The organism is Microbacterium sp. SA156 (assembly GCF_049065455.1).
Taxonomy (GTDB): Bacteria; Actinomycetota; Actinomycetes; order Actinomycetales; family Microbacteriaceae; genus Microbacterium; species Microbacterium barkeri.
This window is the reverse complement of record NZ_JBAKGU010000009.1, coordinates 1-26546: the sequence shown is the minus strand read 5'-3', so window position 1 is coordinate 26546 and position 26546 is coordinate 1. Positions and strand designations below refer to the sequence as shown.

The 26546-nt window shown below is 71.7% G+C and carries 28 protein-coding genes and 1 pseudogene; 2 read left to right on the top strand and 27 right to left on the bottom strand.

Translation table 11 applies throughout. From position 1 onward, the window contains the following. Window positions 1–44 precede the first annotated feature (44 nt). The 13 genes from guaA to groES form a co-directional block, all read right to left on the bottom strand. The gene (gene guaA / locus ACOWU6_RS09935; RefSeq protein ID WP_271172326.1) at window positions 45–1622 is read right to left on the bottom strand and encodes a glutamine-hydrolyzing GMP synthase; all 1578 of its coding nucleotides are present in this window, start codon (window positions 1620–1622) and stop codon (window positions 45–47) included. Further along, complete coding sequence (locus ACOWU6_RS09930) at window positions 1619–2137, bottom strand: DUF3817 domain-containing protein (RefSeq protein ID WP_282978194.1); 519 nt, start codon at window positions 2135–2137, stop codon at window positions 1619–1621. Before ACOWU6_RS09930 ends, guaA begins: the two co-directional genes overlap by 4 nt. A gap of 91 nt (window positions 2138–2228) precedes the next feature. After that, window positions 2229–2924, bottom strand: a complete 696-nt coding sequence (locus ACOWU6_RS09925) for a nucleoside/nucleotide kinase family protein (protein ID WP_421075576.1) — start codon at window positions 2922–2924, stop codon at window positions 2229–2231. 2 nt (window positions 2925–2926) lie between these two features. Then, on the bottom strand, window positions 2927–3757 hold the full coding sequence (locus ACOWU6_RS09920) for an SURF1 family cytochrome oxidase biogenesis protein (RefSeq protein ID WP_421075650.1): 831 nt from the start codon (window positions 3755–3757) through the stop codon (window positions 2927–2929). A 65-nt stretch (window positions 3758–3822) separates the two neighbouring features. Beyond that, on the bottom strand, window positions 3823–4941 hold the full coding sequence (locus ACOWU6_RS09915; protein WP_271172329.1) for a GuaB3 family IMP dehydrogenase-related protein: 1119 nt from the start codon (window positions 4939–4941) through the stop codon (window positions 3823–3825). A gap of 56 nt (window positions 4942–4997) precedes the next feature. Next, window positions 4998–5273: a DUF2277 domain-containing protein gene (locus ACOWU6_RS09910; RefSeq protein ID WP_282978196.1), complete on the bottom strand. Its 276-nt coding sequence runs from the start codon at window positions 5271–5273 to the stop codon at window positions 4998–5000. A gap of 88 nt (window positions 5274–5361) precedes the next feature. Further along, the gene (gene guaB, locus ACOWU6_RS09905; protein ID WP_271172331.1) at window positions 5362–6864 is read right to left on the bottom strand and encodes an IMP dehydrogenase; all 1503 of its coding nucleotides are present in this window, start codon (window positions 6862–6864) and stop codon (window positions 5362–5364) included. A gap of 125 nt (window positions 6865–6989) precedes the next feature. After that, entirely contained in the window at window positions 6990–7844 is an 855-nt protein-coding gene (locus ACOWU6_RS09900) for a metal ABC transporter permease (protein WP_282978198.1), read from the bottom strand. Then, window positions 7841–8566: a metal ABC transporter ATP-binding protein gene (locus tag ACOWU6_RS09895; protein ID WP_421075575.1), complete on the bottom strand. Its 726-nt coding sequence runs from the start codon at window positions 8564–8566 to the stop codon at window positions 7841–7843. Before ACOWU6_RS09895 ends, ACOWU6_RS09900 begins: the two co-directional genes overlap by 4 nt. Continuing rightward, complete coding sequence (locus tag ACOWU6_RS09890; protein ID WP_421075574.1) at window positions 8563–9468, bottom strand: metal ABC transporter substrate-binding protein; 906 nt, start codon at window positions 9466–9468, stop codon at window positions 8563–8565. Before ACOWU6_RS09890 ends, ACOWU6_RS09895 begins: the two co-directional genes overlap by 4 nt. Window positions 9469–9913: 445 nt before the next feature. After that, the gene (locus tag ACOWU6_RS09885) at window positions 9914–11071 is read right to left on the bottom strand and encodes a hypothetical protein (protein WP_421075573.1); all 1158 of its coding nucleotides are present in this window, start codon (window positions 11069–11071) and stop codon (window positions 9914–9916) included. A 635-nt stretch (window positions 11072–11706) separates the two neighbouring features. Then, window positions 11707–12651, bottom strand: coding sequence for an EamA family transporter RarD (rarD, locus tag ACOWU6_RS09880; protein ID WP_282978201.1), 945 nt, complete (start codon window positions 12649–12651; stop codon window positions 11707–11709). Between the two features lie 164 nt (window positions 12652–12815). Further along, the gene (gene groES / locus ACOWU6_RS09875; protein WP_039394204.1) at window positions 12816–13112 is read right to left on the bottom strand and encodes a co-chaperone GroES; all 297 of its coding nucleotides are present in this window, start codon (window positions 13110–13112) and stop codon (window positions 12816–12818) included. A 147-nt stretch (window positions 13113–13259) separates the two neighbouring features. Here groES and ACOWU6_RS09870 point away from each other — a divergent pair, with 147 nt between their 5' ends. Further along, window positions 13260–14447: a THUMP-like domain-containing protein gene (locus ACOWU6_RS09870; protein ID WP_421075572.1), complete on the top strand. Its 1188-nt coding sequence runs from the start codon at window positions 13260–13262 to the stop codon at window positions 14445–14447. A 3-nt stretch (window positions 14448–14450) separates the two neighbouring features. Here the strand turns inward: ACOWU6_RS09870 and ACOWU6_RS09865 are convergent, their stop codons facing one another. The 13 genes and pseudogenes from ACOWU6_RS09865 to ACOWU6_RS09805 form a co-directional block, all read right to left on the bottom strand. After that, the gene (locus ACOWU6_RS09865) at window positions 14451–14795 is read right to left on the bottom strand and encodes a hypothetical protein (protein ID WP_271172337.1); all 345 of its coding nucleotides are present in this window, start codon (window positions 14793–14795) and stop codon (window positions 14451–14453) included. Next, complete coding sequence (tsaD, locus tag ACOWU6_RS09860) at window positions 14792–15859, bottom strand: tRNA (adenosine(37)-N6)-threonylcarbamoyltransferase complex transferase subunit TsaD (protein WP_421075571.1); 1068 nt, start codon at window positions 15857–15859, stop codon at window positions 14792–14794. Before tsaD ends, ACOWU6_RS09865 begins: the two co-directional genes overlap by 4 nt. Further along, on the bottom strand, window positions 15856–16353 hold the full coding sequence (gene rimI, locus ACOWU6_RS09855) for a ribosomal protein S18-alanine N-acetyltransferase (protein ID WP_421075570.1): 498 nt from the start codon (window positions 16351–16353) through the stop codon (window positions 15856–15858). The genes tsaD and rimI overlap by 4 nt, the downstream gene beginning before the upstream one ends. After that, complete coding sequence (gene tsaB, locus ACOWU6_RS09850) at window positions 16350–17087, bottom strand: tRNA (adenosine(37)-N6)-threonylcarbamoyltransferase complex dimerization subunit type 1 TsaB (RefSeq protein WP_421075569.1); 738 nt, start codon at window positions 17085–17087, stop codon at window positions 16350–16352. The genes rimI and tsaB overlap by 4 nt, the downstream gene beginning before the upstream one ends. A gap of 51 nt (window positions 17088–17138) precedes the next feature. Beyond that, window positions 17139–17606 carry a GNAT family N-acetyltransferase gene (locus ACOWU6_RS09845; protein ID WP_421075568.1) on the bottom strand — a complete coding sequence of 156 codons (468 nt, stop codon included), beginning with the start codon at window positions 17604–17606 and terminating at the stop codon, window positions 17139–17141. Next, entirely contained in the window at window positions 17603–19099 is a 1497-nt protein-coding gene (locus ACOWU6_RS09840) for an APC family permease (RefSeq protein WP_271172342.1), read from the bottom strand. Before ACOWU6_RS09840 ends, ACOWU6_RS09845 begins: the two co-directional genes overlap by 4 nt. Continuing rightward, window positions 19096–19602, bottom strand: a complete 507-nt coding sequence (gene tsaE / locus ACOWU6_RS09835) for a tRNA (adenosine(37)-N6)-threonylcarbamoyltransferase complex ATPase subunit type 1 TsaE (RefSeq protein ID WP_324012178.1) — start codon at window positions 19600–19602, stop codon at window positions 19096–19098. The genes ACOWU6_RS09840 and tsaE overlap by 4 nt, the downstream gene beginning before the upstream one ends. Beyond that, window positions 19599–20720: an alanine racemase gene (gene alr, locus ACOWU6_RS09830; RefSeq protein WP_421075567.1), complete on the bottom strand. Its 1122-nt coding sequence runs from the start codon at window positions 20718–20720 to the stop codon at window positions 19599–19601. Before alr ends, tsaE begins: the two co-directional genes overlap by 4 nt. Window positions 20721–20851: 131 nt before the next feature. After that, window positions 20852–21205: pseudogene (locus tag ACOWU6_RS09825) on the bottom strand (holo-ACP synthase); the annotation flags it as partial. Between the two features lie 43 nt (window positions 21206–21248). Further along, the gene (gene glmS, locus ACOWU6_RS09820) at window positions 21249–23102 is read right to left on the bottom strand and encodes a glutamine--fructose-6-phosphate transaminase (isomerizing) (RefSeq protein ID WP_324012181.1); all 1854 of its coding nucleotides are present in this window, start codon (window positions 23100–23102) and stop codon (window positions 21249–21251) included. Window positions 23103–23281: 179 nt separating this feature from the next. Further along, complete coding sequence (gene coaA / locus ACOWU6_RS09815) at window positions 23282–24226, bottom strand: type I pantothenate kinase (RefSeq protein ID WP_282978214.1); 945 nt, start codon at window positions 24224–24226, stop codon at window positions 23282–23284. 123 nt (window positions 24227–24349) lie between these two features. Continuing rightward, window positions 24350–24997, bottom strand: a complete 648-nt coding sequence (locus ACOWU6_RS09810) for a CatB-related O-acetyltransferase (protein ID WP_421075566.1) — start codon at window positions 24995–24997, stop codon at window positions 24350–24352. Further along, window positions 24994–25446, bottom strand: a complete 453-nt coding sequence (locus tag ACOWU6_RS09805; protein WP_282978217.1) for a VOC family protein — start codon at window positions 25444–25446, stop codon at window positions 24994–24996. Before ACOWU6_RS09805 ends, ACOWU6_RS09810 begins: the two co-directional genes overlap by 4 nt. An 88-nt stretch (window positions 25447–25534) precedes the next feature. On the opposite strand from ACOWU6_RS09805, the gene ACOWU6_RS09800 reads away from it, so the two are divergent. Further along, the gene (locus ACOWU6_RS09800) at window positions 25535–26299 is read left to right on the top strand and encodes a TetR/AcrR family transcriptional regulator (RefSeq protein WP_421075565.1); all 765 of its coding nucleotides are present in this window, start codon (window positions 25535–25537) and stop codon (window positions 26297–26299) included. A gap of 93 nt (window positions 26300–26392) precedes the next feature. Here the strand turns inward: ACOWU6_RS09800 and ACOWU6_RS09795 are convergent, their stop codons facing one another. Continuing rightward, complete coding sequence (locus ACOWU6_RS09795; protein WP_421075649.1) at window positions 26393–26518, bottom strand: carbohydrate binding domain-containing protein; 126 nt, start codon at window positions 26516–26518, stop codon at window positions 26393–26395. Window positions 26519–26546 lie beyond the last annotated feature (28 nt).

Here is a 26546-nt window from a genome sequence, read left to right as displayed (position 1 = left end):
GGCCGCCGCTGCGGGTGCAGCGGCGGCCTTCAGCGGGGGCGGGATCACTCCCACTCGATCGTCCCCGGGGGCTTCGAGGTGACGTCGAGCACGACGCGGTTCACCTCGCGCACCTCGTTCGTGATGCGGTTGGAGATCTTCGACAGCACGTCGTACGGCAGACGCGTCCAGTCGGCGGTCATCGCGTCCTCGCTCGAGACCGGACGCAGCACGATCGGATGGCCGTACGTGCGGCCGTCGCCCTGCACACCCACCGAGCGGACGTCGGCGAGCAGCACGACGGGGCACTGCCAGATCTCGCTGTCGAGGCCCGCCGCGCTCAGCTCCTCGCGCGCGATGGCGTCGGCGTCGCGCAGGATCTCGAGACGGTCAGCGGTGACCTCGCCCACGATGCGGATGCCAAGGCCGGGCCCCGGAAAGGGCTGGCGGCCGACGATCGCCTCGGGGAGGCCGAGCTCGCGGCCGATCGCACGCACCTCGTCCTTGAACAGGGTGCGCAGTGGCTCGATGAGCTCGAAGTCGAGGTCGTCGGGCAGGCCGCCGACGTTGTGGTGGCTCTTGATGTTCGCCGTGCCGGCGCCGCCGCCCGACTCCACCACGTCGGGGTAGAGGGTGCCCTGGACGAGGAAGCGGATGGGCTCGCCCTCGGCCTTGGCCTCCTCGACGAGCTCGCGCTGCACCTTCTCGAAGGCGCGGATGAACTCGCGGCCGATGATCTTGCGCTTCTCCTCGGGGTCGGTGACGCCCGCGAGGTGGCCGAGGAAGGTGTCGGCCGCGTCGACCGTGATGAGGCGGACGCCCGTCGAGGCGACGTAGTCCTTCTCGACCTGCTCACGCTCTCCCTTGCGGAGAAGCCCGTGGTCGACGAAGACGGCGGTCAGCTGGTCGCCGATCGCGCGGTGCACGAGGGCCGTCGAGACCGCCGAGTCCACGCCGCCGGAGAGGGCCGAGATGACGCGCGCCGAGCCGACCTGCTCCCGGATGCGCTGCACCTGCTCCTCGATGACGTTGCCGCTGTTCCAGTCTGCGGGGAGGCCCGCGGCCTTGTGCAGGAAGTTCTCCAGCACGTTCTGGCCGAAGTCGGAGTGCTTCACCTCGGGGTGCCACTGCACGCCGTAGAGGCAGCGCTCGTCGTTCCCGAAGGCGGCGACCGGCGTGACGGCCGTGGAGGCCAGCACCTGGAAGCCCTCGGGCGCCTGGGCGACCTGGTCGCCGTGGCTCATCCACACGTTCTGCTCGCTGGGCTGGCCGCCCAGCAGGACGCCGCCATCGCCGACGACGGCCGCATCGGTCGCGCCGTACTCGCGCAGACCGGTGTGAGCGACCTCGCCGCCGAGCGCCTGGGCCATGACCTGGAAGCCGTAGCAGATGCCGAGCGTGGGGATCCCGAGCTCGAAGACGCCGGGATCGAGGGAGGGTGCGCCGGGCTCGTACACCGACGACGGCCCACCCGAGAGGATGATCGCGACGGGGTTCTTCTCGGCGACCTCTGCGGCCGTGATCGTGTGCGGCACCAGCTCGCTGTAGACGCCCGCCTCGCGCACGCGACGTGCGATGAGCTGGGCGTACTGCGCGCCGAAGTCGACGACGAGGACGGGGCGCGCAGCGGTGTCTGCGCTCATCGGGGGACCTCCTGGGTCGGTGCGGACGGAGTCGAGGGGCCGGAGGCGGCCTTGGCGGCCCGCTTCTCGGCGGCGGTCTCCTCGCGCTGGGCGAGGTAGCGCTTGACGTCGCGGGCGACGAAGTACTCCATGAAGAAGGAGAGGAACGGCACGACGCCGCCGCCGGCGAGCAGCAGGAAGCGCCAGAACGGCCAGCGCATGAGGCTCCACACGCGGAAGCACGCGAAGAGGTACACGACGTAGAACCAGCCGTGGACGATGAGGATGCCGAGCGACAGGTTGATGCCGTCACCGGTCGAGATGAGCTCCCCCGTCGGGCTCGGGACGACCTCGCGGAACGCGAAGAGGCCGTGGGAGTCGAGGAAGAACAGCTCGACGGCCAGCTGCGGCGTGTACTTCAGCACCATCTCGGCGCACAGGAGAAGCAGTCCGACGCCCGTGATGACCGAGCAGACCTGGTAGAAGCGGAGCGCCCGGCGGATCTGGGGGAAGGATGAGACCCGCGGCTGTGGCATACCTCGATTCTAGTGGGGGCGCACCTGGCGGTTCGCCCATGGGCGGATGGCCGCGGCCGCTGCGCGGGCGGGGCACCGTCCGCCGTCGACGTCAGCCCGTCGGCGGCCCCAGCGACTCGCCGGTGATCCCCGAGACGACGAGGTCGGCGCGGACGCGCGATCCCTCGATCAGCACGGCGTTCGCGCCGTCGACGTCGCGTGCCCACGCTGCGGCCGCCTCAGGCGTCCGCCCGTGCCGTGTGTGCCGCTCGACAAGCCGTGACTCGCGCTCGGCAGGGGGCGTCGCGCAGAACCAGACCTCATCCATCCGCTCCCGGACGCCGAGCCACGGCTCCCGGTCGATGAGCAGGTAGTTGCCCTCGACGATGACGACCCGAGCCGTCGGCTCGATCGCGATCGCCCCGGACACGCCCTCGTCGACGTCGCGCTCGAACGCGGGCGCGTAGACCGTGTGATCCGTCTCGCGGCGGACCCTGTCGAGGAGCGCGACGAATCCCCAGCCGTCGAACGTGTCGATCGCTCCCTTGCGGTCGCGCAGGCCCAGGCGCTCGAGCGTCGCGTTCGCGAGATGGAACCCGTCCATCGGCAGCGCGACCGCGATGCCCTCGTGGCGCGCGTTGAGCGCCGCCACCAGGGCCGCCGCGAGGGTGGTCTTCCCTCCCCCGGGGCTGCCCGCGATCCCGAGCAGGAACCGCCGCCGGGTGCGCGCGGCGAGCTCGATCCGCCGGGCGAGCTCCTCGACGCGCTCAGCGGGCGGGCCCGTGCGTCGATCAGCTTCGGAGGCCACGGCTACTCGTCGTCGGGATCGCCGCCCGCGAGCTCCTCGAGCTCGCGCTCCCACGCGTCCTTCGCGAGGCGATACCAGAGGTAGAACGAGAAGGCCGCGAACACCGCCCACTCGACCGCGTAGAAGAGATTCAGCCAGTTGACCGGCCCCGCCACCTCGGGAGCCGGCGACGAGATCGCCGTCAGCTCCGTCTCGACGAGGCCCGCGATCGGGTCATCCGAGGTGAGGTACGGGCGGTAGACGTCGATCCGCTCGCCGTCGATCTCGGTGTCGTGCCACCGGCTGAGCAGCGCGGCAGGCGACATCCGCGTCATCTCGTCCACGTCGTCACTCGGCGGCAGCTGCGGCCCCTCGTCGGAGATGACCCGCCCCGTGAGCGGCGTCGGCTGCCAGTCGACGACGTGCCGCAGCTCGGGGGCGACGTACTTCTCCTCCGCGCGCTCCTCGAGTGCGGCCACGGCGGCGTCGGCGTCCTCGCGGGAGGCGGTCCAGCCGAGCGCGACCGCGATCGACCGGCTCTCGGGGTAGACCGCGAGGGCGAACTGCCCCGTGACCCAGTAGCCCTCGACACCGTCGTCGAAGCGCGACGAGACGACGATGAAGTCGCCGGGCACCCACTGGCCTTCGAGGGAGACCTTCTGGCCGACGAGCGCGTCGTCGAGGTACTGCCCCGGCCGCACGACCTCGTCGATCGGGCGGATGATCTCGGTCGCGCCGTCCTCGGGGGGATCGGTGTCGATCGCGCGCGCGAGCTGCCACTGCAGGAGCCACGAGAACACGCCGGCCACGACGAGGCACAGCAGCAGCATCGCGATCCAGCGCGGCCGCAGCATGACCTCGCGCAGCGTCGGCGGGAAGACCTGCGTCTCGCTCGCAGCGGGTGGCGCGGGATCGGCCATCAGTGCACGGGGTTCACGACGACGTCGACGCGCTGGAACTCCTTCAGGTCGGAGTATCCCGTCGTCGCCATCGACTTGCGCAGCGCCCCGATGAGGTTCGCCGTGCCATCCGCCACGAGGGCGGGCCCGTAGAGGACCTCCTCGAGCGTGCCGACCTGGTCGACCTTCACGCGGTGGCCGCGCGGGAGCTTCGGATGGTGCGCCTCGGGGCCCCAGTGGTAGCCGTTGCCGGGCGCATCGGTCGCGCGGGCGAGCGCGACGCCGAGCATCACCGCGTCCGCGCCCATGGCGAGCGCCTTCACGATGTCGCCCGAGGTTCCGACGCCTCCGTCGGCGATCACGTGCACGTAGCGGCCGCCCGACTCGTCGAGGTAGTCGCGGCGCGCACCGGCCACGTCGGCGACCGCGGTCGCCATGGGCGTCGTGACGCCCAGGGTCGCGCGGGTCGTCGACGCGGCTCCCCCGCCGAAGCCGACGAGCACGCCGGCCGCGCCCGTGCGCATGAGGTGGAGGGCGGCCGTGTACGTGCCGACGCCGCCGACGATGACCGGCACGTCGAGCTCGTAGATGAACTCCTTGAGGTTCAGCGGCTCGGCCGCGCTCGAGACGTGCTCGGCGGACACCGTGGTGCCCCGGATCACGAACAGGTCGACGCCCGCGGCGACGACCGTCTCGTAGAGCTCCTTCGTGCGCTGCGGCGACAGCGCGCCGGCCACCGTGACGCCGGCGTCGCGGATCTCGGCGAGACGCGCCGTGATGAGCTCGGGCTTGATCGGCTCGGAGTAGAGCGCCTGCATGCGCGCGGTCGCGGAGCGCTCGGGCAGCGACGCGATCTCCGCGAGCAGCGGCTCCGGGTCCTCATAGCGCGTCCACAGACCCTCGAGGTCGAGGACGCCGAGGCCGCCGAGCTTGCCCAGCATGATCGCGGTCTGCGGGCTCACGACCGAGTCCATCGGCGCGCCGACGACGGGCACGTCGAACGTGTACGCGTCGATCGCCCACGTCGTGGAGACGTCCTCGGGGTTGCGCGTGCGCCGCGAGGGCACGACCGCGATGTCGTCGAACGTGTACGCGGGTCGACCCCGCTTGCCGCGGCCCAGCTCGATGTCACTGCTCACCCGCCCAGCCTACCTGGCCGGGTGACGGCCATCCGGATCCGCGCCGCGTCGCGCGATCAGGCCGCGTAGCGGCCGGAGGCGATGGCCTTCGCGCGCTTCTTCTCGGCCTCCTCCTCGCGGTTCTTGGGAGGTGTCGTCGCGACGAGGTCGGCGAGCAGGTGCTGGGTGGCGTGGGCGATCTCCGCGACCGCGCGGTCGAACGCCTCACGGTTCGCCTTCGACGGCTTCGTCGTGCCGGCGATCTTGCGGACGTACTGCAGCGCCGCCGCGTGCACCTCCTCGGAGGTCGCGGCGGGCTCGAAGTTGTGGAGGGTGTGGATGCTTCGGCACATACCCGCACGGTACGCCCGGGGCTCGGAGGGGTCCAGGGGTGCCGACGACGAAGGCCCCCGCCGGAGCAGGGGCCTTCTGTCGAGCGTCTCAGCGCTTGTAGTTCGGCGCCTCGACGACGATCTGCACGTCGTGCGGGTGCGACTCCTTGAGACCCGCCGAGGTGATGCGGACGAACTTGCCGCGGGTCTTGAGCTCGTCGATCGTGCGCGCGCCGACGTAGAACATCGACTGGCGCAGCCCGCCGACGAGCTGGTACACGACGGCCGAGAGGGGCCCGCGGTAGGGCACCTGGCCCTCGATGCCCTCGGGGATGAGCTTGTCGTCGCTGGGGACGTCGGCCTGGAAGTAGCGGTCCTTCGAGTACGAGGTCTGCTTGCCGCGCGTCTGCATGGCGCCCAGCGAGCCCATGCCGCGGTACTGCTTGAACTGCTTGCCGGCCTGGAACACGATCTCGCCCGGCGACTCCTCCGTGCCCGCGAGCAGCGACCCGAGCATGACCGTGTCGGCGCCGGCGACGAGCGCCTTCGCGATGTCGCCCGAGTACTGGAGGCCGCCATCCGCGATCACGGGCACGTCGGCGGCGCGCGCCGCGAGCGACGCCTCGTAGATCGCGGTCACCTGCGGCACGCCGACACCGGCGACGACACGCGTCGTGCAGATCGAGCCGGGGCCGACGCCGACCTTGACCGCGTCGACGCCCGCCTCGATGAGCGCCTGGGCGCCCTCGCGCGTGGCGATGTTGCCGCCGATCACGTCGATGTGCGCGAACGACTCGTCCGACTTGAGACGGCGGACGATGTCGATGACGCCCTGCGACTGCCCGTTGGCCGTGTCGACGACGATGACGTCGACACCCGCGTCGCGCAGCGCCTCGGCGCGCTCCCACGCGTCGCCGAAGAAGCCGATCGCGGCACCCACGCGGAGGCGCCCCTGGTCGTCCTTCGTGGCGAGGGGGTACTTCTCGCTCTTGTCGAAGTCCTTGATGGTGATGAGGCCGGCGAGCCTGCCCTCGTCGTCGATGAGCGGCAGCTTCTCGACGCGGTGCTCGGCGAACAGGGCGATGACCTGCTCGGCGGCGATGCCGACGGGGCCGGTGATGAGGCCCTCGCTCGTCATGACGTCCTTCACGCGCGTCACGGGGCGCTGGATGTCGGAGACGAACCGCATGTCGCGGTTCGTGATGATGCCGATGAGGCGGTTGTCCTCGTCGACGACGGGCAGACCCGAGATGCGGTACTTCGCGCACATCGCGTCGACCTCGGCGATCGTCGCGTCCGGCGAGGTCGTGATCGGGTCGGTGATCATGCCCGACTCGCTGCGCTTGACGCGGTCGACGGCCGCGGCCTGGTCGGCGATCGAGAGGTTGCGGTGGAGGATGCCGATGCCGCCCTGGCGGGCGAGCGCGATCGCCATCCGCGCTTCGGTGACGGTGTCCATCGCGCTCGAGAGGAGCGGGATGGCGACCCGGATGCGGCGGGTGAGCCGCGACGACGTGTCCGCTTCGCTGGGGATGACGTCGGTGTGCCCCGGGAGGAGCAGCACGTCGTCGTAGGTGAGGCCGACGAAGCCGAACGGGTCGTGTTCTGTCATTGGGGGTGTCTCCTGCCGACGCGGTGTGGGCTGCTCCGGTACGGGATCGCCGTCCCGTGCGCCGATTCTATCGGCGCGCCCGGAGAGCGGCGCCGTCTCGCTCACACCCCGCGCACAGGAAAGCCTCAGGCGGCGCGCGCCCGCGCCATCCGCCGTCCGACCACTCCGTGACGTGGGCTGAAGAGGTAGACGAGAGTGAAGACGACGCCCTGGACGAGGATGACGAGCGCCCCCGACGCGGCATCCAGCCAGTAGCTGAGGTAGATGCCGATCACCGAGCAGGCGGCCGACAGGATCGGCGCGATGACGAGCATCCGCCCGAATCGGTCGGTGAGGAGGTGCGCGGTCGCGCCCGGGATGATGAGCATCGCGACGACGAGGATGACGCCGACCACCTGGAGCGCGACCACCGCGGTCAGCGCGAGGACGCCGAGCAGGATGGCGCCCAGCAGACGGGGCGAGAGCCCGATCGCGAACGCATGGGTCGGGTCGAACGCGTAGAGCGTGAGATCGCGTCGCTTCACGAGCAGCACGACGAGGGCGACCGCGGCGAGCACGCCGATCTGGATGAGGTCGCCGTCGGAGACGCCGAGGATGTTCCCGAAGATGATGTGGTTGAGATCGGTCTGACTCGGCGTCACGGAGATGAGGGCGAGCCCGAGCGCGAAGAGGGTCGTGAAGACGATGCCGATCGCGGCGTCCTCCTTCACGCGGCTCGTGTCGCGGAGCACGCCGATGAGCGCGACCGCGAGCAGCCCGAAGGCGAGCGCGCCGAGCGCGAACGGCGCGCCGAGGATGTACGCGATGACGACGCCTGGCAGCACCGCGTGCGAGACGGCGTCGCCCATGAGCGACCATCCGACGAGCACGAGCCAGCACGACAGCAGGGCGCAGACGACCGCGGCGACGACGGTCGCGGCGAGCGCGCGCACCATGAAGTCGTACTGCAGCGGCTCGAGGAGGAGGTCGAGGAGGTTCATGCGGCCTCCCCGAGCCCGAAGGCGCGTGCGAGGTTCTCCGGCCGCAGCGCCTCGCCGACCGGGCCGTGGAAGAGGGGCCTGCGCAGGAGGAGGATGGCCTCGTCGGCCAGCTCGGGAAGCGCGTGCAGGTCATGGGTCGAGACGAGCACCGCACAGCCGTCGGCCGCGAGCTCGCGAAGGAGTCGCACGATCGTCGCCTCGGAGCGCTTGTCGACCCCGGCGAAGGGCTCATCGAGCAGGAGGATCCGCGCCTCCTGCGCGATGCCGCGCGCGACGAACGCGCGCTTGCGCTGACCTCCCGACAGCTGGCCGATCTGGCGGTCTGCGAGATCGACGAGGTCGACCCGCTCGAGGGCTTCCTCGACGGCCGCGCGATCATCGGGGCGGGCGCGCCGCGTCAGGCCCTGGCGCCCGTAGCGCCCCATCATGACGACGTCGCGCACGGAGACCGGGAACGCCCAGTCGACGTCCTCGCTCTGCGGCACGTAGCCGACGATGCCGCGCCGACGGGCGACAGCGGGCGACCCGCCCTCGATGCGGACGCTGCCGGCGTCGGGGCGGATGAGCCCGAGCGCGGTCTTGAAGAGCGTGGACTTGCCCGACCCGTTCATCCCGATGAGGGCCGTCACCTTCCCGGCCTTGACGGTCGCGGACGCGGCGTCGAGAGCGAGGATGTCGCGGTAGCGGACTGTGATGTCGGCGAGCTCGATCGCGGGACTCATCCGGTCAGCCCCTCGACGATGAGCGACGCGTCATGCCGGATGAGGTGGAGGTAGGTGGGAACGGGCCCCTCCGGCTCGGAGAGGGAGTCGACGTAGAGCGTGCCGCCGAACGCCGCGCCCGTCGCCTCGACGACCTGCTGCATCGGCTTGTCCGACACCGTCGACTCGCAGAACACGGCCCGGACGCCGTTCTCCTCGACGAACTCGATGGCGGCGGCGATCTGCTGAGGCGTGGCCTGCTGCTCGGCGTTGACGGGCCAGATGTACGCCTCGGTGAGCCCCGCGTCACGCGCGAGGTATGAGAACGCCCCCTCGCATGTGACGAGCGCCCGCTCGTTCTCCGGCAGCGGCGCGAGCGCGTCGACGAGCTCGTCCTGCACGGCCTGCAGCTGCTGCGCGTAGGCCTCCCCGTTCGCCGCGAAGTCGTCGGCGTGCTCGGGGTCGAGCTCGCTGAACGCCTCGACCATGTTGTCGACGTACACCTGCACGTTGACGGGGCTCATCCAGGCGTGCGGGTTGGGCTTGCCGGCGTACGCATCGCCGGCGATGTCGATGGGTTCGACGCCCTCCGACACGACGACGTGCGGCACGTCGACGGAGTCCACGAACTGCGCGAACCACGCCTCGAGGTTGAGCCCGTTGTCGAGGATGAGGTCGGCGTCGGCGGCGCGCCGGATGTCTCCCGGCGTCGGCTCGTAGCCGTGGATCTCGGCCCCGACCTTCGTGATCGACTCGACCGAAAGGTGATCGCCCGCGACATTGCGGGCGATGTCGGCGAGCACGGTGAAGGTGGTGAGGACGACCGGGCGGTCGTCATCCTGGGGCGCGGCGCCCCCGGCGCACCCCGAGAGCAGGGCGACCGCCGCGAGGACGGCGCCTCCCCGGACGAGATTTTTCGGCATACCGAAAAAGTAGCTTTTCGGTGAACCGAAAACAAGCGCTTGCGGATGGGCGCCGAGGCGCGGTACGCGGATGGCCGACAGGGCCTGCGCGGAGTCGCGGCTGGCGGCGCCGGGCCCGGCCGTGAGCGCCGTCACGCCGTCCGCCGCACACCGTCCGCCGCACGCCGTCACCGGAATCGGACCCGTGGGGCACGAGTCGCCTCCTGCGCACGACACGCGCACACCAGCCCCAGCCATCCGAATCCGTGACGTGCCGCAGGCGACGACCGCAGCCAGAGCCGTCACCGGAATCGGACCCCTGGTGCTGGAGTCGCCTCCTGCGCACGACACGCGCACACCATCCCCAGCCATCCGAATCCGTGACGTGCCGCACCTCGCTACCGCCGGGGGCCGTGGAGAGGGCTCGCGCTGAGCTCCTTCCGGAGCCCCGCGCGAGCCCCTCCTGTCAGGAGCAGCGCACGATCGGCCCGGTCACGTTCGAGATGACAAGGTTGTCCGCACACGGGTTCTCGACGATGCGCGCGCCGTTGATGAGCGTGAGGTTGCGCAGCGTGATGTCGCGGTTGCCGGGGAACTCCGTCCGCTCGGCGAGGCGCACGGCGCCGCGCGAGATCGTGCCGCCGGTCGTGGCGAGGCTCACATTCGCGCAGTTTTCGATGAGCACGGGGTTGTTGCCGGTATCCGTGAGCTCGACGCGGTCGATGATGAGTCCGCCGCTCTCCGACACGCAGAAGACGCCCCGGCCGCCCCCGGTCGCCTTGACGGTGCCGACGCGGATGTTCGTCGGATGCGCGTCGCCGATGCGACCGGCCCTGTTGGCGATGCGGAACGCGGCATAGCCCGTCCCCGTGCCCGCGCCGACGGCGTCGACCGTGCCGACCGTCGCGTTCACCGTGTTGTTGAGGAGGAGGCCGGAGTGCGCCACGTCGCGAGCGGTCACGGTGCCGACCGTGAGGCCGTCGACGCCGTATGTCTCGACGGCGTGCGAACCCGCGCCCGAGACGTAGACGCTGTCGATGACGATGTTCTTCGCGTAGACGCTCGTGTCGCCGAGGTTGTCGATGCGCACGCCGAGGCCGCCGCTCAGTCGCATGTCGATGTCGCGCAGGCGGAGGTTGTCGACGTTCCGCGCGAAGATCCCGTACACCGGGGTTCCCGTCAGGTGCAGCCGCGCGATCTCGATGTCGTGCGCGCCGCGCATGTAGACGCCCGCGACATTCCCGGATCCGGTGCCGGTGACGTTGATCGTGCCGCAGGACTCGAGCGTGGTGTAGCTCGGCATCGTGATCCGGGCGTTCGCGCTCATCGTCCCCGATCCGTTGACGACCACGCGCTGCTTGCTCGTCCTCCCCGCGTCGAGGCCGGAGATGGCCGTGTTGATGGCCGTGAGCATGTCAGCGCCCTCCCACAGGAGGGTCGAGCCGCGATACGCGCGCCAGGTGCTGCCGTCTTGCACGGCTGCCCCGTGCACGGTCGAGCCGGTGCAGCTCGTGCCGGCGGCATGGGCCGGCGCGGCGAGAGCCAGTCCCGCGATGCAGAGGATGGTCGTCGCGAGCGCGGACAGGATGGCGCGGCTGCGCCGCCGCGCGTGAGCATGTCTCAAGATGGGTCCCCTTCGACACGCCGCCCGCGATCCGCGTCCTCTTTGACGCGGCGGACGGCGACTGACTCGCAGAGTAGCGACGCGTCAGCCAGGAGAGGAAGCGTTTTCCCGAAATGCACGACCCGCAGCGACGGTCACCGGAATCGGACCGGTGGTGCTGGAGCCGCCTCCTGCGCACGACACGCGCACACCAGCCCCGGCCATCCGAATCCGTGACCCGTAGCGGGCGAAGACCGCGGCCAGCGACGGTCACCGGAATCGGACCGGTGGTGCTGAAGTCGCCTCCTGCGCACGACACGCGCACACACGCCCCAGCCATCCGAACCCGTGCCCCTCAGCAGGCGAAGACCACGGCCGGAACGGTCACCGGAATCGGACCCGTGGGGCACGAGTCGCCTCCTGCGCACGACACGCGCACACCAGCCCCAGCCATCCGAATCCGCGTCCCTCAGCAGGTGACGACCGCGGTCACAACCGTCGAGTCACCCGCCCACTCGCCGCGAAACGCGGTGACCGGGCGCCGATTCGACGCGAAACGGGGAATGACTCGCTGGCTCTTGCCGCGAAACGCGGCGACCCGCCGCCGCGCTTCGACCCAGAACGCCGCCCCGGAACGCCGCCCCAGAACGCCGGCCTCAGGCGACGGGCTCGGGCTCCAGGGCCGGTCGGGGGCGACGAGCGTGCCGGATCATGTCCACGCTCAGCACGACGAGCGCGACCCAGACGATGCCGAAGCCGATCCACCTCTCGAGCGGCATGGGCTCGTGGAGCACGACGACGCCGACGAGGAACTGCAGGATCGGCGCGATGAACTGCAGGAGCCCCACCGCCGTCAGCGAGATGCGCCGGGCGCCTGCCGCGAAAAGCAGCAGCGGCACGGCCGTCGCGACGCCCGCGAGCGACAGCATCACGGTGTGCAGCGTGCTGACGGTTCCGTAGGTCAGCCCCGCCGTCGCCGCGACGACGACGAGCTGCACGACCGCGACCGGCGCGAGCCACATCGTCTCGAGCGCGAGGCCGCTGACCGCGTCGACCGCGCCGCCGATCCGGTTCTTGACGAGCCCGTAGAGGCCGAACGACGTGCTGAGGATGAGCGCGATCCACGGCACGGAGCCGTATCCGACGACGATCACGACCACCGCCGCGGCCGCGATGCCGACCGCGGCCCACTGCGCGGGGCGCAGCCGCTCGTGCAGCACGAGCACCGCGAGGACGACCGTCGTGATCGGGTTGATGAAGTACCCGAGGCTCGACTCCACGACGTGCCCGGTGAGGGTCGCGATGAGGAAGGTCTGCCAGTTGACGTAGATGAGGACGCCGGCGATCGCCGTCCACAGCGCGAGACGGGGGTTCCGCAGCACCGCGATCATCCGGCCCCATCCGCGCGCGACGGTGAGCAGGATGGCGCAGAAGACGAGCGAGAGGAGGACGCGCCAGGCGACGACCTCCCAGGGGCCGGTCGGCGCGAGGAAGACGAAGTAGAGCGGGAGCACACCCCACAGCAGGTAGGCGCTGAAGCCGTACCCCGTGCCGAGCGCCCGCTCGCGTTCCGAGGATCCAGTGGCGGAGAGCGTGGTCACCGATCCAGCCTAGGTCGGCAGGTGGCCCGCGAGGGCGGCCGGGACGGTGCCGCGGCGGTCATCCTCCGGCGCATTCCTGCCAGACCGCGGCAGCCTCGACAGGATCGCGCGCATGCAGGAGGGCCCGACGCCGAAGCGCCGGGCCCTCCAGGAAAGGCGTGTCGTCAGCGGACGACGACCGCGAGCACGTCGCGGGCCGAGAGCACCAGGTACTCGTCGGCGCCGAACTTGACCTCGGTCCCGCCGTACTTGCTGTACAGGACGCGGTCGCCGACGGCGACGTCGAGCGGAACGCGGTTGCCGTTGTCGTCGATGCGGCCGGGGCCCACGGCCACGACCTCGCCCTCCTGGGGCTTCTCCTTGGCGGTGTCGGGGATGACCAGACCGCTGGCGGTGGTCTGCTCGGCCTCGACCTGCTTGATGACGATGCGGTCCTCGAGCGGCTTGATGGAAACCGACACGGTGTACCTCTTCTTTCGTTGCTTCGACGGAAGACTCAGTTCGCACTCTCATGACGAGAGTGCTAACGCCAGTGTAGGGCGGGACCTGGCACTCCCGCAACGCGAGTGCCAATTCGAGGACACAGGATGACACGCGAGAATGGACGCATGGAGCAGGGAGAACTCGACGCGCTGCTGACCGCCGAGGGCCTGGCCCTGCTCGACGCGCTGGACCCCGTGGAGACGACGGCGGATGTCGCCCGCACGGTATCGCGCCTCCGGGCCGCGGGCCACTCCCCCGACCTCGTCTCGGCGGTCGTCGGCCAGGTGCGTCTGCGGTCGCGGGCGGAGGCGAAGTTCGGCCCCTTCGCGGCGCGCATGCTCTTCACCCGCGCGGGGGTCGAGCAGGCGACGCGGATGGCCGTGGCCGCGCACCATGCAGGGCGCATGCGCGCGGCGGGGATCGAGCGCGTCGCCGACCTCGGCTGCGGCATCGGCGGCGACGCGCTCGCGTTCGCCGGCGTCGGGATGGAGGTGCTCGCAGTCGACGCGGACCCTGTGACGGCGGCCCTCGCGGCCTACAACCTGCGGCCGTTCGGGGATGCCGTGGAGGTGCGCTCCCAGCGCGCAGAGGAGGTCGACCTCTCCGGCTGGGACGCGGTCTGGCTCGACCCCGCGCGTCGCACGAGCGGTCACTCCGAGACCCGCCGGGTCGCGCCATCCGACTACTCCCCCGCGCTCGACTGGGCGCACGCGCTCGGCGAGCGGATGCCCGTGGGCATGAAGCTCGGGCCGGCTCACGATCGCGAGGCGATCCCGGACGAGGTCGAGGCGCAGTGGGTGAGCGTCGACGGGTCGACCGTCGAGCTCGTGCTCTGGTCGGGGGCGCTCGCGCGCGACGGCGTGCGGCGGGCCGCGCTCGTCATCCGCGGCGACGCGTCGCACGAGCTCACCGCTCCCGCCGACACCGAGGACGAGCCGGTGCACGAGCTCGGGGCGTTCCTGCACGAGCCCGAGGGCGCCGTCATCCGCGCGCGCCTCGTCGGCGAGGTCGCCCGGTCGCTCGAGGCCGGCCCGATCGCTCCCGGCATCGCCTATCTCACGGGCGACGCCGCGCTGACGACGCCGTTCGTCTCGTCGTTCCGCGTCCGCGAGACGCTCCCCGCCGACGTCAAGGCGCTCGCGAAGGCGCTCCGCGCCCGCGGGATCGGCACCCTCGAGATCAAGAAGCGCGGCGTCGACGTCGATCCGGCGCTCCTCCGGAAGAAGCTCAATCTGCGTGGCGACGGATCGGCGACGCTCTTCATGACGCGCATCGGCGGGCGGCGCGCCGCCATCCTCGCGGACCGCGTGTAGCGGCTACGCGGCCGGCAGCTCGATGACGGGCGCCTCGCCGAGCTGGCCGAGGATCCAGAGCGCCCAGACGCCGCAGTAGGCGATCGCCACGACGCCGAACCCGAATCCCCACCAAGCGAGGGCCCGGTCGGCATGTCGGCGGACGAGCGCGATGACCGCGAGCACGACGGCGATGAGCGCGAGCGGCGCGACCCACGGCGTGAACCACGACATCGTGAGCGCGAACATGCCGAGCACGAGCGACGGGCTCGAGAGCGAGACGCGGCGGCGCGGCCGGTCGGAGCGGGAGGGCACCGCGTTCAGCAGCTCGTCGTCGTCGAGCTGCGCCGCGTCCTCCGGCTCGGTCATGGTCTGCGCGCGACCTGGATGTCGGTGACGGGCAGGGTCGAGTCCGCTCCGAACGCGAGCGTCGAGGGCTTGTGGCCCGACTGGATGAGCTCGGAGGCGAGCGCGGCGATCATCGCGCCGTTGTCGGTGCAGAGCCGCAGCGGCGGGATCCGGACGGTCACGCCCGCGGCCTCGGCGCGCGCGAGAGCGACCTCGCGGAGACGGCGGTTCGCGATCACGCCCCCGCCGAGAAGCAGTCGCGGCACGTCATGCTCCGCGCAGGCATCCAGTGCCTTCGTCACGAGCACGTCGACGACGGCCTCGCGGAAGCTCGCCGCGACATCCGCCATCGGGATGTCCTCGCCCTCGGCCTCGCGCTGCTCGGTCCACCGCGCGACGGCGGTCTTGAGGCCCGAGAACGAGAAGTCCCAGCGGTGCTTCTCGCGGTCGCTCGCGCGCGAGAGGCCCCGGGGGAAGCGGATGGCATCGGGATCGCCGCCGACGGCAGCGCGGTCGATCTCCGGCCCGCCGGGGTACGGCAGTCCGAGGATGCGCGCGACCTTGTCGAAGGCCTCCCCCGCCGCGTCGTCGACCGTCTCGCCGAGCAGCTCGACATCGCTCGTGAGGTCGCGGACGAGCAGCAGCGAGGTGTGCCCGCCCGAGACGAGCAGGGCGACGGTCGGGTACTCGAGCGGCTCGCTGTCGTCGGCGAGGATGTCGGCCGCGATGTGCCCGACGAGGTGGTTCACGGCGTAGAGCGGCTTGCCGAGCGACACGGCGAGGGCCTTGGCGGCGCCGACCCCCACCATGAGCGCACCCGCGAGGCCCGGCCCGCTCGTGACCGCGACGGCGTCGAGATCCGCGAGCCGGATGCCCGCCTCGGCGACGGCCTGCTCGATCGCCGGCTGCAGCGCCTCGAGGTGCGCGCGGGCGGCCACCTCGGGCACGACGCCGCCGAAGCGCGCGTGCTCGTCCATGCTGCTCGCGATCGTGTTGGACAGGAGGGTGCGTCCGCGGACGATCCCGATGCCGGTCTCGTCGCAGCTCGTCTCGATGCCGAGCACGAGGGGTTCGGCGCGGTTCATGAGCAGGCTCCTGCGTCGGTCGGGTCGGGGATGCGCGCGGCGCGCCACGCGGGAACGTCGAGCTTCATGACGATCGCGTCGACGTCGTCGGGCTGGTAGTAGCGCGGCCGCCGGCCGAGCTCGGCGAACCCCTCGCTGACATAGAGCGCCTGGGCGACCGGGTTGTCGGCGCGGACCTCGAGGAACACCTCGCGCACGCGGCGGCGATCGGCCTCCTCGAGGAGGAGCCGCAGCAGCGCCCTGCCCTGCCCGCGGCCGCGCGCGCTCTCGGCGATGGCGATCGTCTGGACATCCGCGTCCTTCGCCCCAGGGAGCGATCGCAGACCGGCGTAGCCCGCGACCTGACCCGCCTGCTCGAGCACGAGGTAGTGCGCGTGCTCCGACGCGAGCTCCTCGCGCATCATGCCCTCGCTCCAGGCGTCGGTCGGGAACGCGCTGCGCTCGAGCGCCATGATCGCGTCGAGGTCGGCGACGGTCGCCTCGCGGATGCTCACGAGCCCACCCGCTTCCGCGGCGCGGGCGCCGTGACGTCGGGCGAGCGCAGATAGAGCGGCTCGGTCACGCCGCGCGTCTCACCCGCACGGAGGCGGATGGCCGCGAGCCGGCCGAGCGCGCCGATCGGGATGCGCGTGGCGAGCACGAACCGGTCGCCGTCGAGGTCTTCGGCCGAAGCGCCCACACGCTCGAGGCTCGCGCGAGCGTCGTCCTCCCAGAGCTCGCCGACCGCGCTCCGCCAGGCACGGTCGCGCAGCGGCGCGAGCAGCGGGTCAGCGGAGAGGTCGGCGTCGCGCGGGCGCAGCTCGGGTCCGGCGATGCGGCGCGGCAGACCCCATCCGTCGAGGTCGCCGTAGATCGAGATGGCGTTCTCCCTGCGGCGCGCGTCGGTCGCGACGGCGAATCCACCGGTCGGGAAGGCGATCGTCAGCTCCGCGGCGACCGCGTCGTGGCTCGCGATGCCGAGCACGGGAACACCGCGGCCGAGGGCGAAGGCGCGCGCGGCGGCGATGCCGATGCGGAGGCCCGTGAAGGGCCCCGGGCCCATTCCCGCGGCGACATGCGTGATGCGGTCCGGCCCGACGCCCGCGTCGGCGAGCGCGCGCTCGAGGAGCGTGCCGATCACCTCGGCGTGACCGAGGGCGTTCTCGCTCTCGGCCTCCGAGAGGATCTCGCCGTCGGGCGCGACGACGGCCGCGCCCGAGCCGATGGAGGTGTCGACGGCCAGGATCATGCTCTCCAGCGTAGTTTCCCGCCGGTCACGGAATGCCGGGAACGCGCGCCCTCAGTCGAGGGTCTTGTGCATCCGGATGGCGCTGATCTCGAACCCGAGCGACGCGTACAGACGCCGGGCGGCGGTGTTCGAGCCGAACACGTTGAGCCCGATCGACCGCGCTCCCTGCGAGCGGGCGTGCTCCTCCCCGAGCTGCATGGCGGCCCGGCCCAGCCCGCGACCGCGGTGCGCCTCGTGGATCTGGATGTCCCACACCCACCAGGCGGTGTCATCCGGGCTCGGGTCGGGCCCGATCCACAGCCACCCGACGACCTCGTCGCCCTCGACGACGTCGAACACGCGGTGGCCGGCGACGAGCTGCCCGTCGGGGAAGGCGCGCTCGACGCTCTTCTGCGCATTCTCCCGCGCGACGTCGGGCGCCTCCCCGGCCGCCATGAGCTCGTCGGCATACGCGTCGCGGCTGCGGTCGATCCAGGCGGGCAGCCGGGAGGGGTCCATATCGCGGAGGGTGAGCGTCATCCCGGAAGTCTGCCAGCGCGGGGCGCGGCGCGGAAGCCGCTCGCCTCGCCCGCGATCGCCGCACGGTAGGCGCGCTCGTCGAGCGCCCCGATCCGCGAGTGCCTCCGGCCGTAGGCGAGGTAGATCGCGATGCCGACGGCCATCCAGCAGCCGAACGCGATCCAGGTGCCGCCCGAGAGCTGCGTCATGAGCGCGAGGCACGTCACGGCGCCGAGGACGGGCACGACGGGGAAGAGCGGCACGCGGTACGTGCGCGGCAGGTCGGGGCGGCGGTATCGCAGGACGATGACGGCGACGTTGACGACCGTGAAGGCCGCGAACGTCCCGATGCTCGTCGCGTTCGCGAGCTCGCCGAGGGGCACGATGCCCGCAGCGACGGCGATCACGGCGCCCGTGATGAGGGTGCCGGCCACGGGCGTGCGGGTCGTCGGCGAGATGCGCCCGAAGACGCGCGGCACGAGCCCGTCGCGCGACATCGTGAGGAGGATGCGCGTCTGCCCGTACAGCACGGTCAGCACGATGCTCGCGAACGCGATGAGCGCGCCGATCGAGAACACGACGCCGAACCAGGGCTGGCCGGTCACCTCGGCGAGCACCGTCACGAGTCCGTGGTCGCGGAACCACGGCGCCTCGCGCGCGCCGACCGCCGCGATCGCGACGACGACGTAGATGGCCGTCACGAGGCCCATCCCGAGCAGGATGGCGCGCGGCAGGTCGCGCGCGGGGTCTCGCGCCTCCTCGCCCGCGGTCGAGGCCGCGTCGAACCCGATGTACGAGAAGAACAGCACGGCCGCGGCGCCCGTCACGCCCGGGAAGAACGCGTCGAACATGCCGTCGAAGTGATCGACGCGGAATGCGGTGAACGCGACCGCGGAGAAGAAGAGCAGGACGCCGACCTTGAGCGCGACGAGCACGGTGTTGATCCAGGCGGCCTCGCGCACGCCGCGCAGGAGCAGCACCATCGCGAGGATCACGAGGAGGAACGCGCTGAGGTTGAACACGCCGCCCTCGGCCGACGGATCCGAGGCGATCGCGGCCGGCAGCGAGAGCCCGAAGATCGCGAGGGTCTCGTCGACGTACTGCCCCGCGCCCGATGCGACCGCGGCGACCGAGACGCCGTACTCGAGGACGAGGCACCAGCCCACGACCCAGGCGACGCCCTCGCCGAGCGTGACGTACGCGTACGAGTAGCTCGAGCCCGACACCGGCACGGCGCCCGCCATCTCGGCGTACGACAGGGCGGAGAGCAGAGCGGGGACGGCCGCGAGCAGCACGCTCATCCAGATGCCGGGACCGGCATGCGGGATCTGCTCGGCCAGCAGAGCGAGGATGCCCGTGCCGAGCGTCGCGCCGACGGAGATCATGGCGAGCTGGATCATCGAGAGGTGGCGCCCCAGCGTCGCGGATCCCTCGCTCGACTGCCCGGCCTCGGCGACGAGCATGCCGATCGTGCGGCGGCGCAGGAGCTGGCCGCCGAGAGAGGCGCGGGTCATGCGGCGGTGCGCTTCTCGATCACGACGATGCGCGGCGCGTCGGCGTCGAGCTCCGCGGAGGCGCGCGAGAGATCGCCGCACATCGTGTCGGAGCCGCGTCCGCCCACGGGGCGGGTGATCTCGACGTCCCACCAGACCTCGCGCAGGCCCTCGATCTTGTCGCGCCCCCACTCCATGACGACGACCGATCCGTCGACGTCGATGTCGAGGTCGTCGAGCTCGAGCGCCGACGAGAGGCGGTAGGCGTCCGCGTGGACGAGCGGCGCCCCGCCGACGAGGGACGGGTGCGTGCGCGCGATGACGAAGGTCGGGCTCTGGATGGGCCCGCGCACGCCGAGCGCATCGGCGAGGCCGCGCGTGAGCGTCGTCTTGCCGGCGCCGAGCGGCCCGGTCAGGACGACGAGGTCGCCCGCCTCGAGGTGCGCGCCGATGCGGCGGCCGAGGTTCTCCATGTCGGTCGCCGTGGGCACGTCGTGCGTGCCGAGCAGCTCGTCGGGGATCATCCCTTCACCCTCCGTGCCACGCGCGGTCCGATGCGCGTGACGATCTCGTAGTTGATCGTGCCCGCCGCGTCCGCCCACTCCTCGACCGCGGGAGCCCCCGCAGCGGGGTCGCCGAAGAGGATCGCCTCGTCGTCGACGGCGACCGGATGGTCGCCCGCATCGACGACGAACTGGTCCATCGCGATCCGCCCGACCACGGGCATCCGGCGCCCGCCGATCACGACCGGCGCGCGGTTCGAGGCCTGGCGCGGGATGCCGTCGGCGTAGCCGAGCGGCACGAGGGCGAGCGTCGTCTCCCCCGTCGTGCGATGGACGTACCCGTATGAGACGCCCTGGCCGGGCGGCACGCGGCGCACGGCCGCCACCCGGCCGCGCAGGGTCATCGCGGGCCGCAGCCCGAGGTCGGCCGACGTCGCGTCGTCGAACGGCGAGAGCCCGTAGATGCCGACGCCGACGCGGACGGCGTCGAAGCGGGCGGCGGGCAGGCGGATGGCGGCGGCGGTCGCCGCGATGTGGCGGATGCGCGGCGAGAGCCCCGCCGCCTCGGCCTGCGCGAGCGCGCCCTCGAAGACGCGCACCTGCGCGAGGTCGTCGGCCTCGCTCGTGCCGGAGAGGTGGCTGAAGACCCCCTCGACGACGATGCGGCCGGCCTGCGCGAGGCGCGCGGCCTCCGCGAACGCGGCGGGCCAGTCGGCGGGGGCGAGCCCGTTGCGCCCGAGGCCGGTCTCGAGCTTGAGGTGCACGCGCGGCACCTCGTCGCCGATCGCCGCGGCGGCGATCGCCGCGAGCTGCGGGATGCGCGAGACGCCGAGCTCGACCCGCGCGGCCACCGCGGCGGCGAAGTCCTCGACCGGGTCGTGCAGCCACGCGAGCACGGGCGCGTCGATGCCCGCGGCGCGCAGCGCGAGCGCCTCGGGGATCTCGGCGACCCCGAGCCGCGTCGCCCCTCCCTCGAGCGCCGCACGCGCCGCGGTCTCGGCGCCATGGCCGTAGCCGTCGGCCTTCACGACCGCGATGAACTCGCGCGTCCCCGTCACCTCGCGCAGATGCCGCACGTTGTGCACGATCGCCGCGCGATCGATGACGGCCTCGCGCAGCGCGCGCTCCTCGCCGCTCACGGGGTCGTCTCGCCTGCGGTCGACGTGCCCGCGCCATCCGCGACATCCGAGCCATCCGCCTCGTCGCCGTCCGCCTCGTCGAGGGGCGATTCGACGCCCGCGCTCACGACGTCGACCGCGGCAGGGCCCGCCTCCCCTTCGGCCGTGACGTAGGCGATCGCGAGCCCCGCATCGTGCGACAGCGAGAGGTGCAGCGCCGTGATCCCGAGTGCGGCGACGGTCTGCGCGGTGGCGCCGGTGAGCTCGAAGCGCGGCGCCTCGCGCTCGCCGAGCCGGGCGACCTCGATCTCGGTCCACGTCACGCCGTCCGAGCCGCCGAGGGCCTTGATGAGCGCCTCCTTCGCGGCGTAGCGCGCGGCGAGCGAGCGCAGCGGCAGGCCGCGCTCGTGCTCCGTGAACAGGCGGTCGCGCAGGCGCGGCGTGCGCATGATCGTGCTCTCGAACCGCGGGATGTCGACGAGGTCGACGCCGATGCCGACGATCATCCTTCTCCCTTCCGCCGTGCCCGTGCTGCGCGCTCCGACGCGCCTACTCGACTGTGACCGACTTCGCGAGGTTGCGGGGCTGGTCGACGTCGAGGCCCTTCGCGGTCGCGAGGCCCATCGCGAAGATGTGCAGCGGCACGACGGCGAGGATGGGCTCGAACAGCGGCGCGGCGAGCGGCACCCGGAGCACCTCGTCGGCGAAGGGCAGCACGGCCGCGTCGCCCTCCTCCGCGACCGCGATCACGCGGGCGCCGCGGGCGCGGATCTCCTCGATGTTCGAGATGACCTTCGCGTGCAGCGTCGCGCCCTGACGCGGCGACGGCACCATCACGAACACCGGCTGACCCGGCTCGATCAGCGCGATCGGGCCGTGCTTGAGCTCGCCCGCGGCGAACCCCTCCGCGTGGATGTACGACAGCTCCTTGAGCTTGAGCGCACCCTCCAGCGCGATCGGGTACCCCACGTGACGGCCGAGGAACAGCACCGACCGCGTGTCCGACATCCACCGCGAGAGCTGCTCGATGCGCTCCTGCTCGTTCTCCAGGATCCACCGGATCTTCTCCGGCAGCGCCTCCAGCTCCGCGATCGCCGCACCCGCGACCTCCGCCGACAGCGCGCCCCGCACCCGCCCCACGTGCAGCGCGAGCAGGTACAGCGCCGTGATCTGCGCCACGAACGCCTTCGTCGACGCCACCGCGACCTCCGGCCCCGCGTGCGTGTACACGATCGCGTCCGACTCCCGCGGGATCGTCGCACCCTGCGTGTTGCAGATCGACAGGGTCTTCGCGCCCAGACGCGCGGCCTCCTTCACCGCCATCAGCGTGTCCATCGTCTCGCCGGACTGGCTGATCGACACCACGAGCGTCTCCGGCCCCACGATCGGGTCGCGGTACCGGAACTCGTGCGCGAGCTCCACATCCACCGGGATCCGCGCCCACTGCTCGATCGCGTACTTCCCGACCAGACCCGCGTAGTACGCCGTCCCGCACGCCAGCACGATCACCCGGCTCACGCCCTGGAACAGCCCGTCCAGGCCATCCAGCTCGGGGATCACGATCTGCCCGTCCTGCACCCGACCCAGCACCGTGTTCGCGACCGCCTCGGGCTCCTCCGAGACCTCCTTGGCCATGAAGCTCGACCAGCCGCCCTTGTCCGCAGCCGCCGCATCCCACGACACCTCGAACGGCTCGACCTCCACGACCGCGCCGTCGAAGTCCGTCACCGACACGCCCTCCGGCGTGATCGACACGATCTGATCCTGCCCGATCGCCAGCGCACGACGCGTGTGCTCCACGAACGCCGCCACATCCGACCCGAGGAAGTTCTCCCCCTCGCCCAGACCGATCACCAGCGGCGAGTTCCGCCGCGCACCCACGACCAGGCCCGGGTGATCCTCATGCATCGCCAGCAGCGTGAACGCACCCTCCAGCCGCGACACCACCGCCCGGAACGCCGCAGCCAGGTCCCCGCCCGCAGCCCGGTACTCCCGGCCCAGCAGCACCGCCGCGACCTCGGTGTCCGTCTGGCTGCGGAACGAGAACCCCTCCGCCTCCAGCTCCGCCTTCAGCGCAGAGAAGTTCTCGATGATGCCGTTGTGGATCACCGCCAGCCGGTCCTCATCCGCCAGATGCGGATGCGCGTTCAGATCCGTCGGGCCCCCGTGCGTGGCCCACCGCGTGTGCCCGATCCCCGTCGTGCCCGCACCCAGCGGAGCCTCATCCAGCGCCTCCCGCAGACGCGCCAGCTTGCCCGCCTTCTTCCGCATCCCCAGCGACCCCTCGCGGTCGATCACGGCGATGCCCGCGGAGTCGTACCCCCGGTACTCGAGCCGAGCAAGACCCGCGAGAAGGATGTCCTGGCTTTCCCGAGGACCGACGTATCCGACGATTCCGCACATGCGCTCAATCCTAGGGACGCCATCCTGGGAACCCCGGCAGGCCGCCGCCCCGGGCGCGGCTACGGGCGCACGACGAGCACGGGAGCATCGACCGCGAGCACGGCGCGCATGGCGGGCGTCGCGCCCCGCGGCGCCTTCCGCGCCGCGCAGGCTGAGCGCCCACGCCGCCCCGACCGCTTCTACAGCTTGCGCAGGAGCACGCTCTCGACGTTGTGGTCGGCGCCCTTGTTGAGCACGAGCGTCGCGCGGTGCTTCGTCGGCGCGACGTTCTCGAGCAGGTTCGGCAGGTTGATGTCGTTCCAGATGCCGCGGGCCGTGCTGATGGCCTCCTCGTCGCTGAGGTGCTGGAAGACGTTGAAGTACGACGAAGGGTTCGAGAACGCGCCCTCGCGCAGCGCGAGGAAGCGGTTGACGAACCACTCCTCGATGTGCGCGGCGTCGGCGTCGACGTAGATCGAGAAGTCGAACAGGTCGCTGACCGCGACGTCGTTCGGCGTGGGCGGCGGCTGCAGGACGTTGAGCCCCTCGATGATGAGCACGTCGGGCCGCCGCACGACGACCTGCGCGTCGGGCATGATGTCGTACTTCATGTGCGAGTAGAACGGGGCGCGCACCTCGTCGGCACCGCTCTTGACGCGCGTGACGAAGTCGACGAGCGCACGGCGGTCGTACGACTCGGGGAAGCCCTTGCGGCTCATGATCCCGCGCCGCTCGAGCTCGGCGTTCGGATAGAGGAAGCCGTCCGTCGTGACGAGCTCGACGCGCGGGGTGTCCGGCCAGCGGCTGATCAGCTCGCGGAGCAGGCGCGCGACCGTCGACTTGCCGACCGCGACCGACCCCGCGACCCCGATGACGAACGGGGTCGTCGGGTCCTCCTCCTGGAGGAACGTCGACACCTCCGCGCCGATCCGGCGCACACCGCTCGCCCAGATGCTGAGTGTGCGGCTCAGCGGCAGGTGGACGTCTCGCACCTCGGCGATGTCGAGCCGGTCGCCGAGCCCGCGCAGCTGGACGACCTCGGTCTCGGTGAGCGGCTGATCCATGCCCGCCGCCATCCGCGCCCACTCGGCGCGGGGGATCTCGCGGTACAGCGAGAGGGAGGCGGGAACGGCTGTCGGACTCATCCGCAACATCGTACCGGGGCGGATGGCCGGGGCCCGGCGGCAGGATGGCCGGGGCACAGCGGCACCGCGGACGGGAGCGGGCGGGGCCCGGCCCGCGCGCGCTGGCGCGGGTCGGGCCGGGCGTCACACGAGCCGCTCGAGCTCGGCCGGCGTCCCGGTCATGATCACGGCGGCATGCTCGGTGATGCGCTCGATCGGCCAGTCCCACCAGCGCACCGCGAGGAGCCGGCGGACATCCTCTTCGTCGAACCGCATGCGAATGCGCCGCGCGGGGTTCCCGCCCACGACCTCGTACGGCGCGACGTCCTTCGTGACGACGCTGTGCGCGCCGATCACCGCGCCGTCGCCGATGGTCACGCCGGGGAGGATCGTCGCCTCGCGGCCGATCCACACGTCGTTGCCGACGACCGTGTCGCCGCGCTGCTCGATCGCGAGGAAGGCGTCGAGGGTGTTCTCCATCCAGGCCCCGCCGAACATCGTGAACGGATAGGTGGATGGTCCGACCATCGGATGGCTGCCGCCCGGCATGAGGAACGTCGCACCCGGGGCGATCGCCGTGAAGCGGCCGATGACGAGGCGCTGGGGGCCGTAGAGGTACCGGACGTTGGCCTCCTCGAACGGCGGACGGGTTCCCTCGTCGTCGTAGTACGTGTACTCGCCGACCTCGATGAGCTCGGACGTCACGACGCTCCGCAGGAACACGACGTTCGACAGCTCCGGTCGCGTCGTCGGCGTGGGCTGGGAGGGGTCGGGGATGCGGGGATCGGTCACTGCTGCTCCTCCTCGGGGGTCATCCACTGCACGAGCTGGTACACGACGCCGTTCGGGTCGGCCATCTGGAAGTAGCGCTCGCCCCACGGCTCGGTCTCGATCGGCGTGACGATCTCGACACCCTCGGCGCGCAGGCGCTCGTACTGCGCGTCGATGTCGGGAACGACGAACACCACGAGCAGTCCCCCGGCATCGTGTGCCTGCGTGGCGGGTCTGAAGGTCCCGAGCCCGGTGCGCAGGTAGATGAGCGCGAACCCCGCCTCGGGGTGCGCGAGCGAGCAGAACCCGTCCGCGGACATGGTCTCGGAGAAGCCGAGATGCCGCTTCACCCAGGCGGCGGACGCCTCGACGTCGCGGACATTGAGCGAGAGGGCGGATTCGGTGATGTGCATGGAACGGCCTCCTGTCGGTCGGATGGTCTCGGCTGCGGATGCGGTCGTGCGGGTCATCGCGTCCTCCTTCTCCTCAACGGAACGTCGTACACTGTACGGTATACGACGCACAGAGCACAACCCCGTCCATGGCAGGATCATTCCCATGTCCTCGAACCGCACCGGATCCGGCGAGCCCAGCGCCACGCTCGCCCTGCTGTGGGGCGAGCCCGCTCGCACGCAGCGGAAGGGGCCCGCGCGCTCGCTCACCGCGGTCCAGCTCGTCGATGCCGCGCTCGAGCTCGCCGACGAGAGCGGCCTGGCCGCGGTGACCATCCGCGCCGTGGCCGAGCGGGTGGGAGTGTCGGCGATGTCGGTCTACACGTATGTCCCCGGCAAGCCGGAGCTGCTGGACCTCATGGTCGACGCGCTCTACGGCCGGATGCCCCGGCGCCCCTGGGCGGATGAGACGTGGCGGGCGCGGCTCGGGATGGTCGCCGAGGCGAATCGCGAGCTGCTGACCGAGCACGCGTGGCTGACGGAGGTCGCCGCTCTGAGCCGGCCGCCCCTCGGGCCCGGACTGATGGCGAAGTACGAGCACGAGCTCGCGGCGTTCGACGGGACGGGACTCGCGGATGCCGACGTCGACGCGGCGCTGACCTATCTGCTCGGCTTCGTGCAGGCGCACTGCCGCGCAGCGCACGACGCGCAGCGCGCCACAACGGATTCGGCGATGAGCGACGGCGAATGGTGGGCGGCCAACCAGCCGATCCTCGCGCGCGCGTTCGACCCGGCGCGCTATCCCCGCGCCGTCCGGATCGGAGCCGCGGCAGGAGAGGCGCAAGGGTCTGCCTGGGCGGCGGATCGGGCGTGGGAGTTCGGCCTTGCTCGCACACTCGACGGCCTCGCCGCGCTCATCGACTCGGCCTGAGCCCCGCCGACGGAAGCGGGCGAGGCGAGCCCCGGCGACCCGCAGGTCGCCCTCTCGCCTCGCCCGCTCCTCAGTGACCGGCGACGATCCGGATCAGCCGCAGGGGTTCTGCGTCGTCACGGCGCCGTTCGCGACCGCAGCGGTCGTGCCCGACAGGACGTAGTCGGACCCGCCGTTGTTGTCCCACGTGCCCGCGCCGTTGTTGAACGCCGCCGTCACCGACGCGCCGTTCGAGTCGATCGTCCGC

What these genes read in the sequence shown, in the direction of transcription:
- guaA (WP_271172326.1), bottom strand. Translation starts at nt 1,622, where the DNA reads ATGAGCGCAGACACCGCTGCGCGCCCCGTCCTCGTCGTCGACTTCGGC.
- ACOWU6_RS09930 (WP_282978194.1), bottom strand. Translation starts at nt 2,137, where the DNA reads ATGCCACAGCCGCGGGTCTCATCCTTCCCCCAGATCCGCCGGGCGCTC.
- ACOWU6_RS09920 (WP_421075650.1), bottom strand. Translation starts at nt 3,757, where the DNA reads ATGCTGCGGCCGCGCTGGATCGCGATGCTGCTGCTGTGCCTCGTCGTG.
- ACOWU6_RS09910 (WP_282978196.1), bottom strand. Translation starts at nt 5,273, where the DNA reads ATGTGCCGAAGCATCCACACCCTCCACAACTTCGAGCCCGCCGCGACC.
- guaB (WP_271172331.1), bottom strand. Translation starts at nt 6,864, where the DNA reads ATGACAGAACACGACCCGTTCGGCTTCGTCGGCCTCACCTACGACGAC.
- ACOWU6_RS09900 (WP_282978198.1), bottom strand. Translation starts at nt 7,844, where the DNA reads ATGAACCTCCTCGACCTCCTCCTCGAGCCGCTGCAGTACGACTTCATG.
- ACOWU6_RS09895 (WP_421075575.1), bottom strand. Translation starts at nt 8,566, where the DNA reads ATGAGTCCCGCGATCGAGCTCGCCGACATCACAGTCCGCTACCGCGAC.
- ACOWU6_RS09890 (WP_421075574.1), bottom strand. Translation starts at nt 9,468, where the DNA reads ATGCCGAAAAATCTCGTCCGGGGAGGCGCCGTCCTCGCGGCGGTCGCC.
- ACOWU6_RS09870 (WP_421075572.1), top strand. Translation starts at nt 13,260, where the DNA reads ATGGAGCAGGGAGAACTCGACGCGCTGCTGACCGCCGAGGGCCTGGCC.
- ACOWU6_RS09865 (WP_271172337.1), bottom strand. Translation starts at nt 14,795, where the DNA reads ATGACCGAGCCGGAGGACGCGGCGCAGCTCGACGACGACGAGCTGCTG.
- tsaD (WP_421075571.1), bottom strand. Translation starts at nt 15,859, where the DNA reads ATGAACCGCGCCGAACCCCTCGTGCTCGGCATCGAGACGAGCTGCGAC.
- tsaB (WP_421075569.1), bottom strand. Translation starts at nt 17,087, where the DNA reads ATGATCCTGGCCGTCGACACCTCCATCGGCTCGGGCGCGGCCGTCGTC.
- ACOWU6_RS09845 (WP_421075568.1), bottom strand. Translation starts at nt 17,606, where the DNA reads ATGACGCTCACCCTCCGCGATATGGACCCCTCCCGGCTGCCCGCCTGG.
- ACOWU6_RS09840 (WP_271172342.1), bottom strand. Translation starts at nt 19,099, where the DNA reads ATGACCCGCGCCTCTCTCGGCGGCCAGCTCCTGCGCCGCCGCACGATC.
- tsaE (WP_324012178.1), bottom strand. Translation starts at nt 19,602, where the DNA reads ATGATCCCCGACGAGCTGCTCGGCACGCACGACGTGCCCACGGCGACC.
- glmS (WP_324012181.1), bottom strand. Translation starts at nt 23,102, where the DNA reads ATGTGCGGAATCGTCGGATACGTCGGTCCTCGGGAAAGCCAGGACATC.
- coaA (WP_282978214.1), bottom strand. Translation starts at nt 24,226, where the DNA reads ATGAGTCCGACAGCCGTTCCCGCCTCCCTCTCGCTGTACCGCGAGATC.
- ACOWU6_RS09805 (WP_282978217.1), bottom strand. Translation starts at nt 25,446, where the DNA reads ATGACCCGCACGACCGCATCCGCAGCCGAGACCATCCGACCGACAGGA.
- ACOWU6_RS09800 (WP_421075565.1), top strand. Translation starts at nt 25,535, where the DNA reads ATGTCCTCGAACCGCACCGGATCCGGCGAGCCCAGCGCCACGCTCGCC.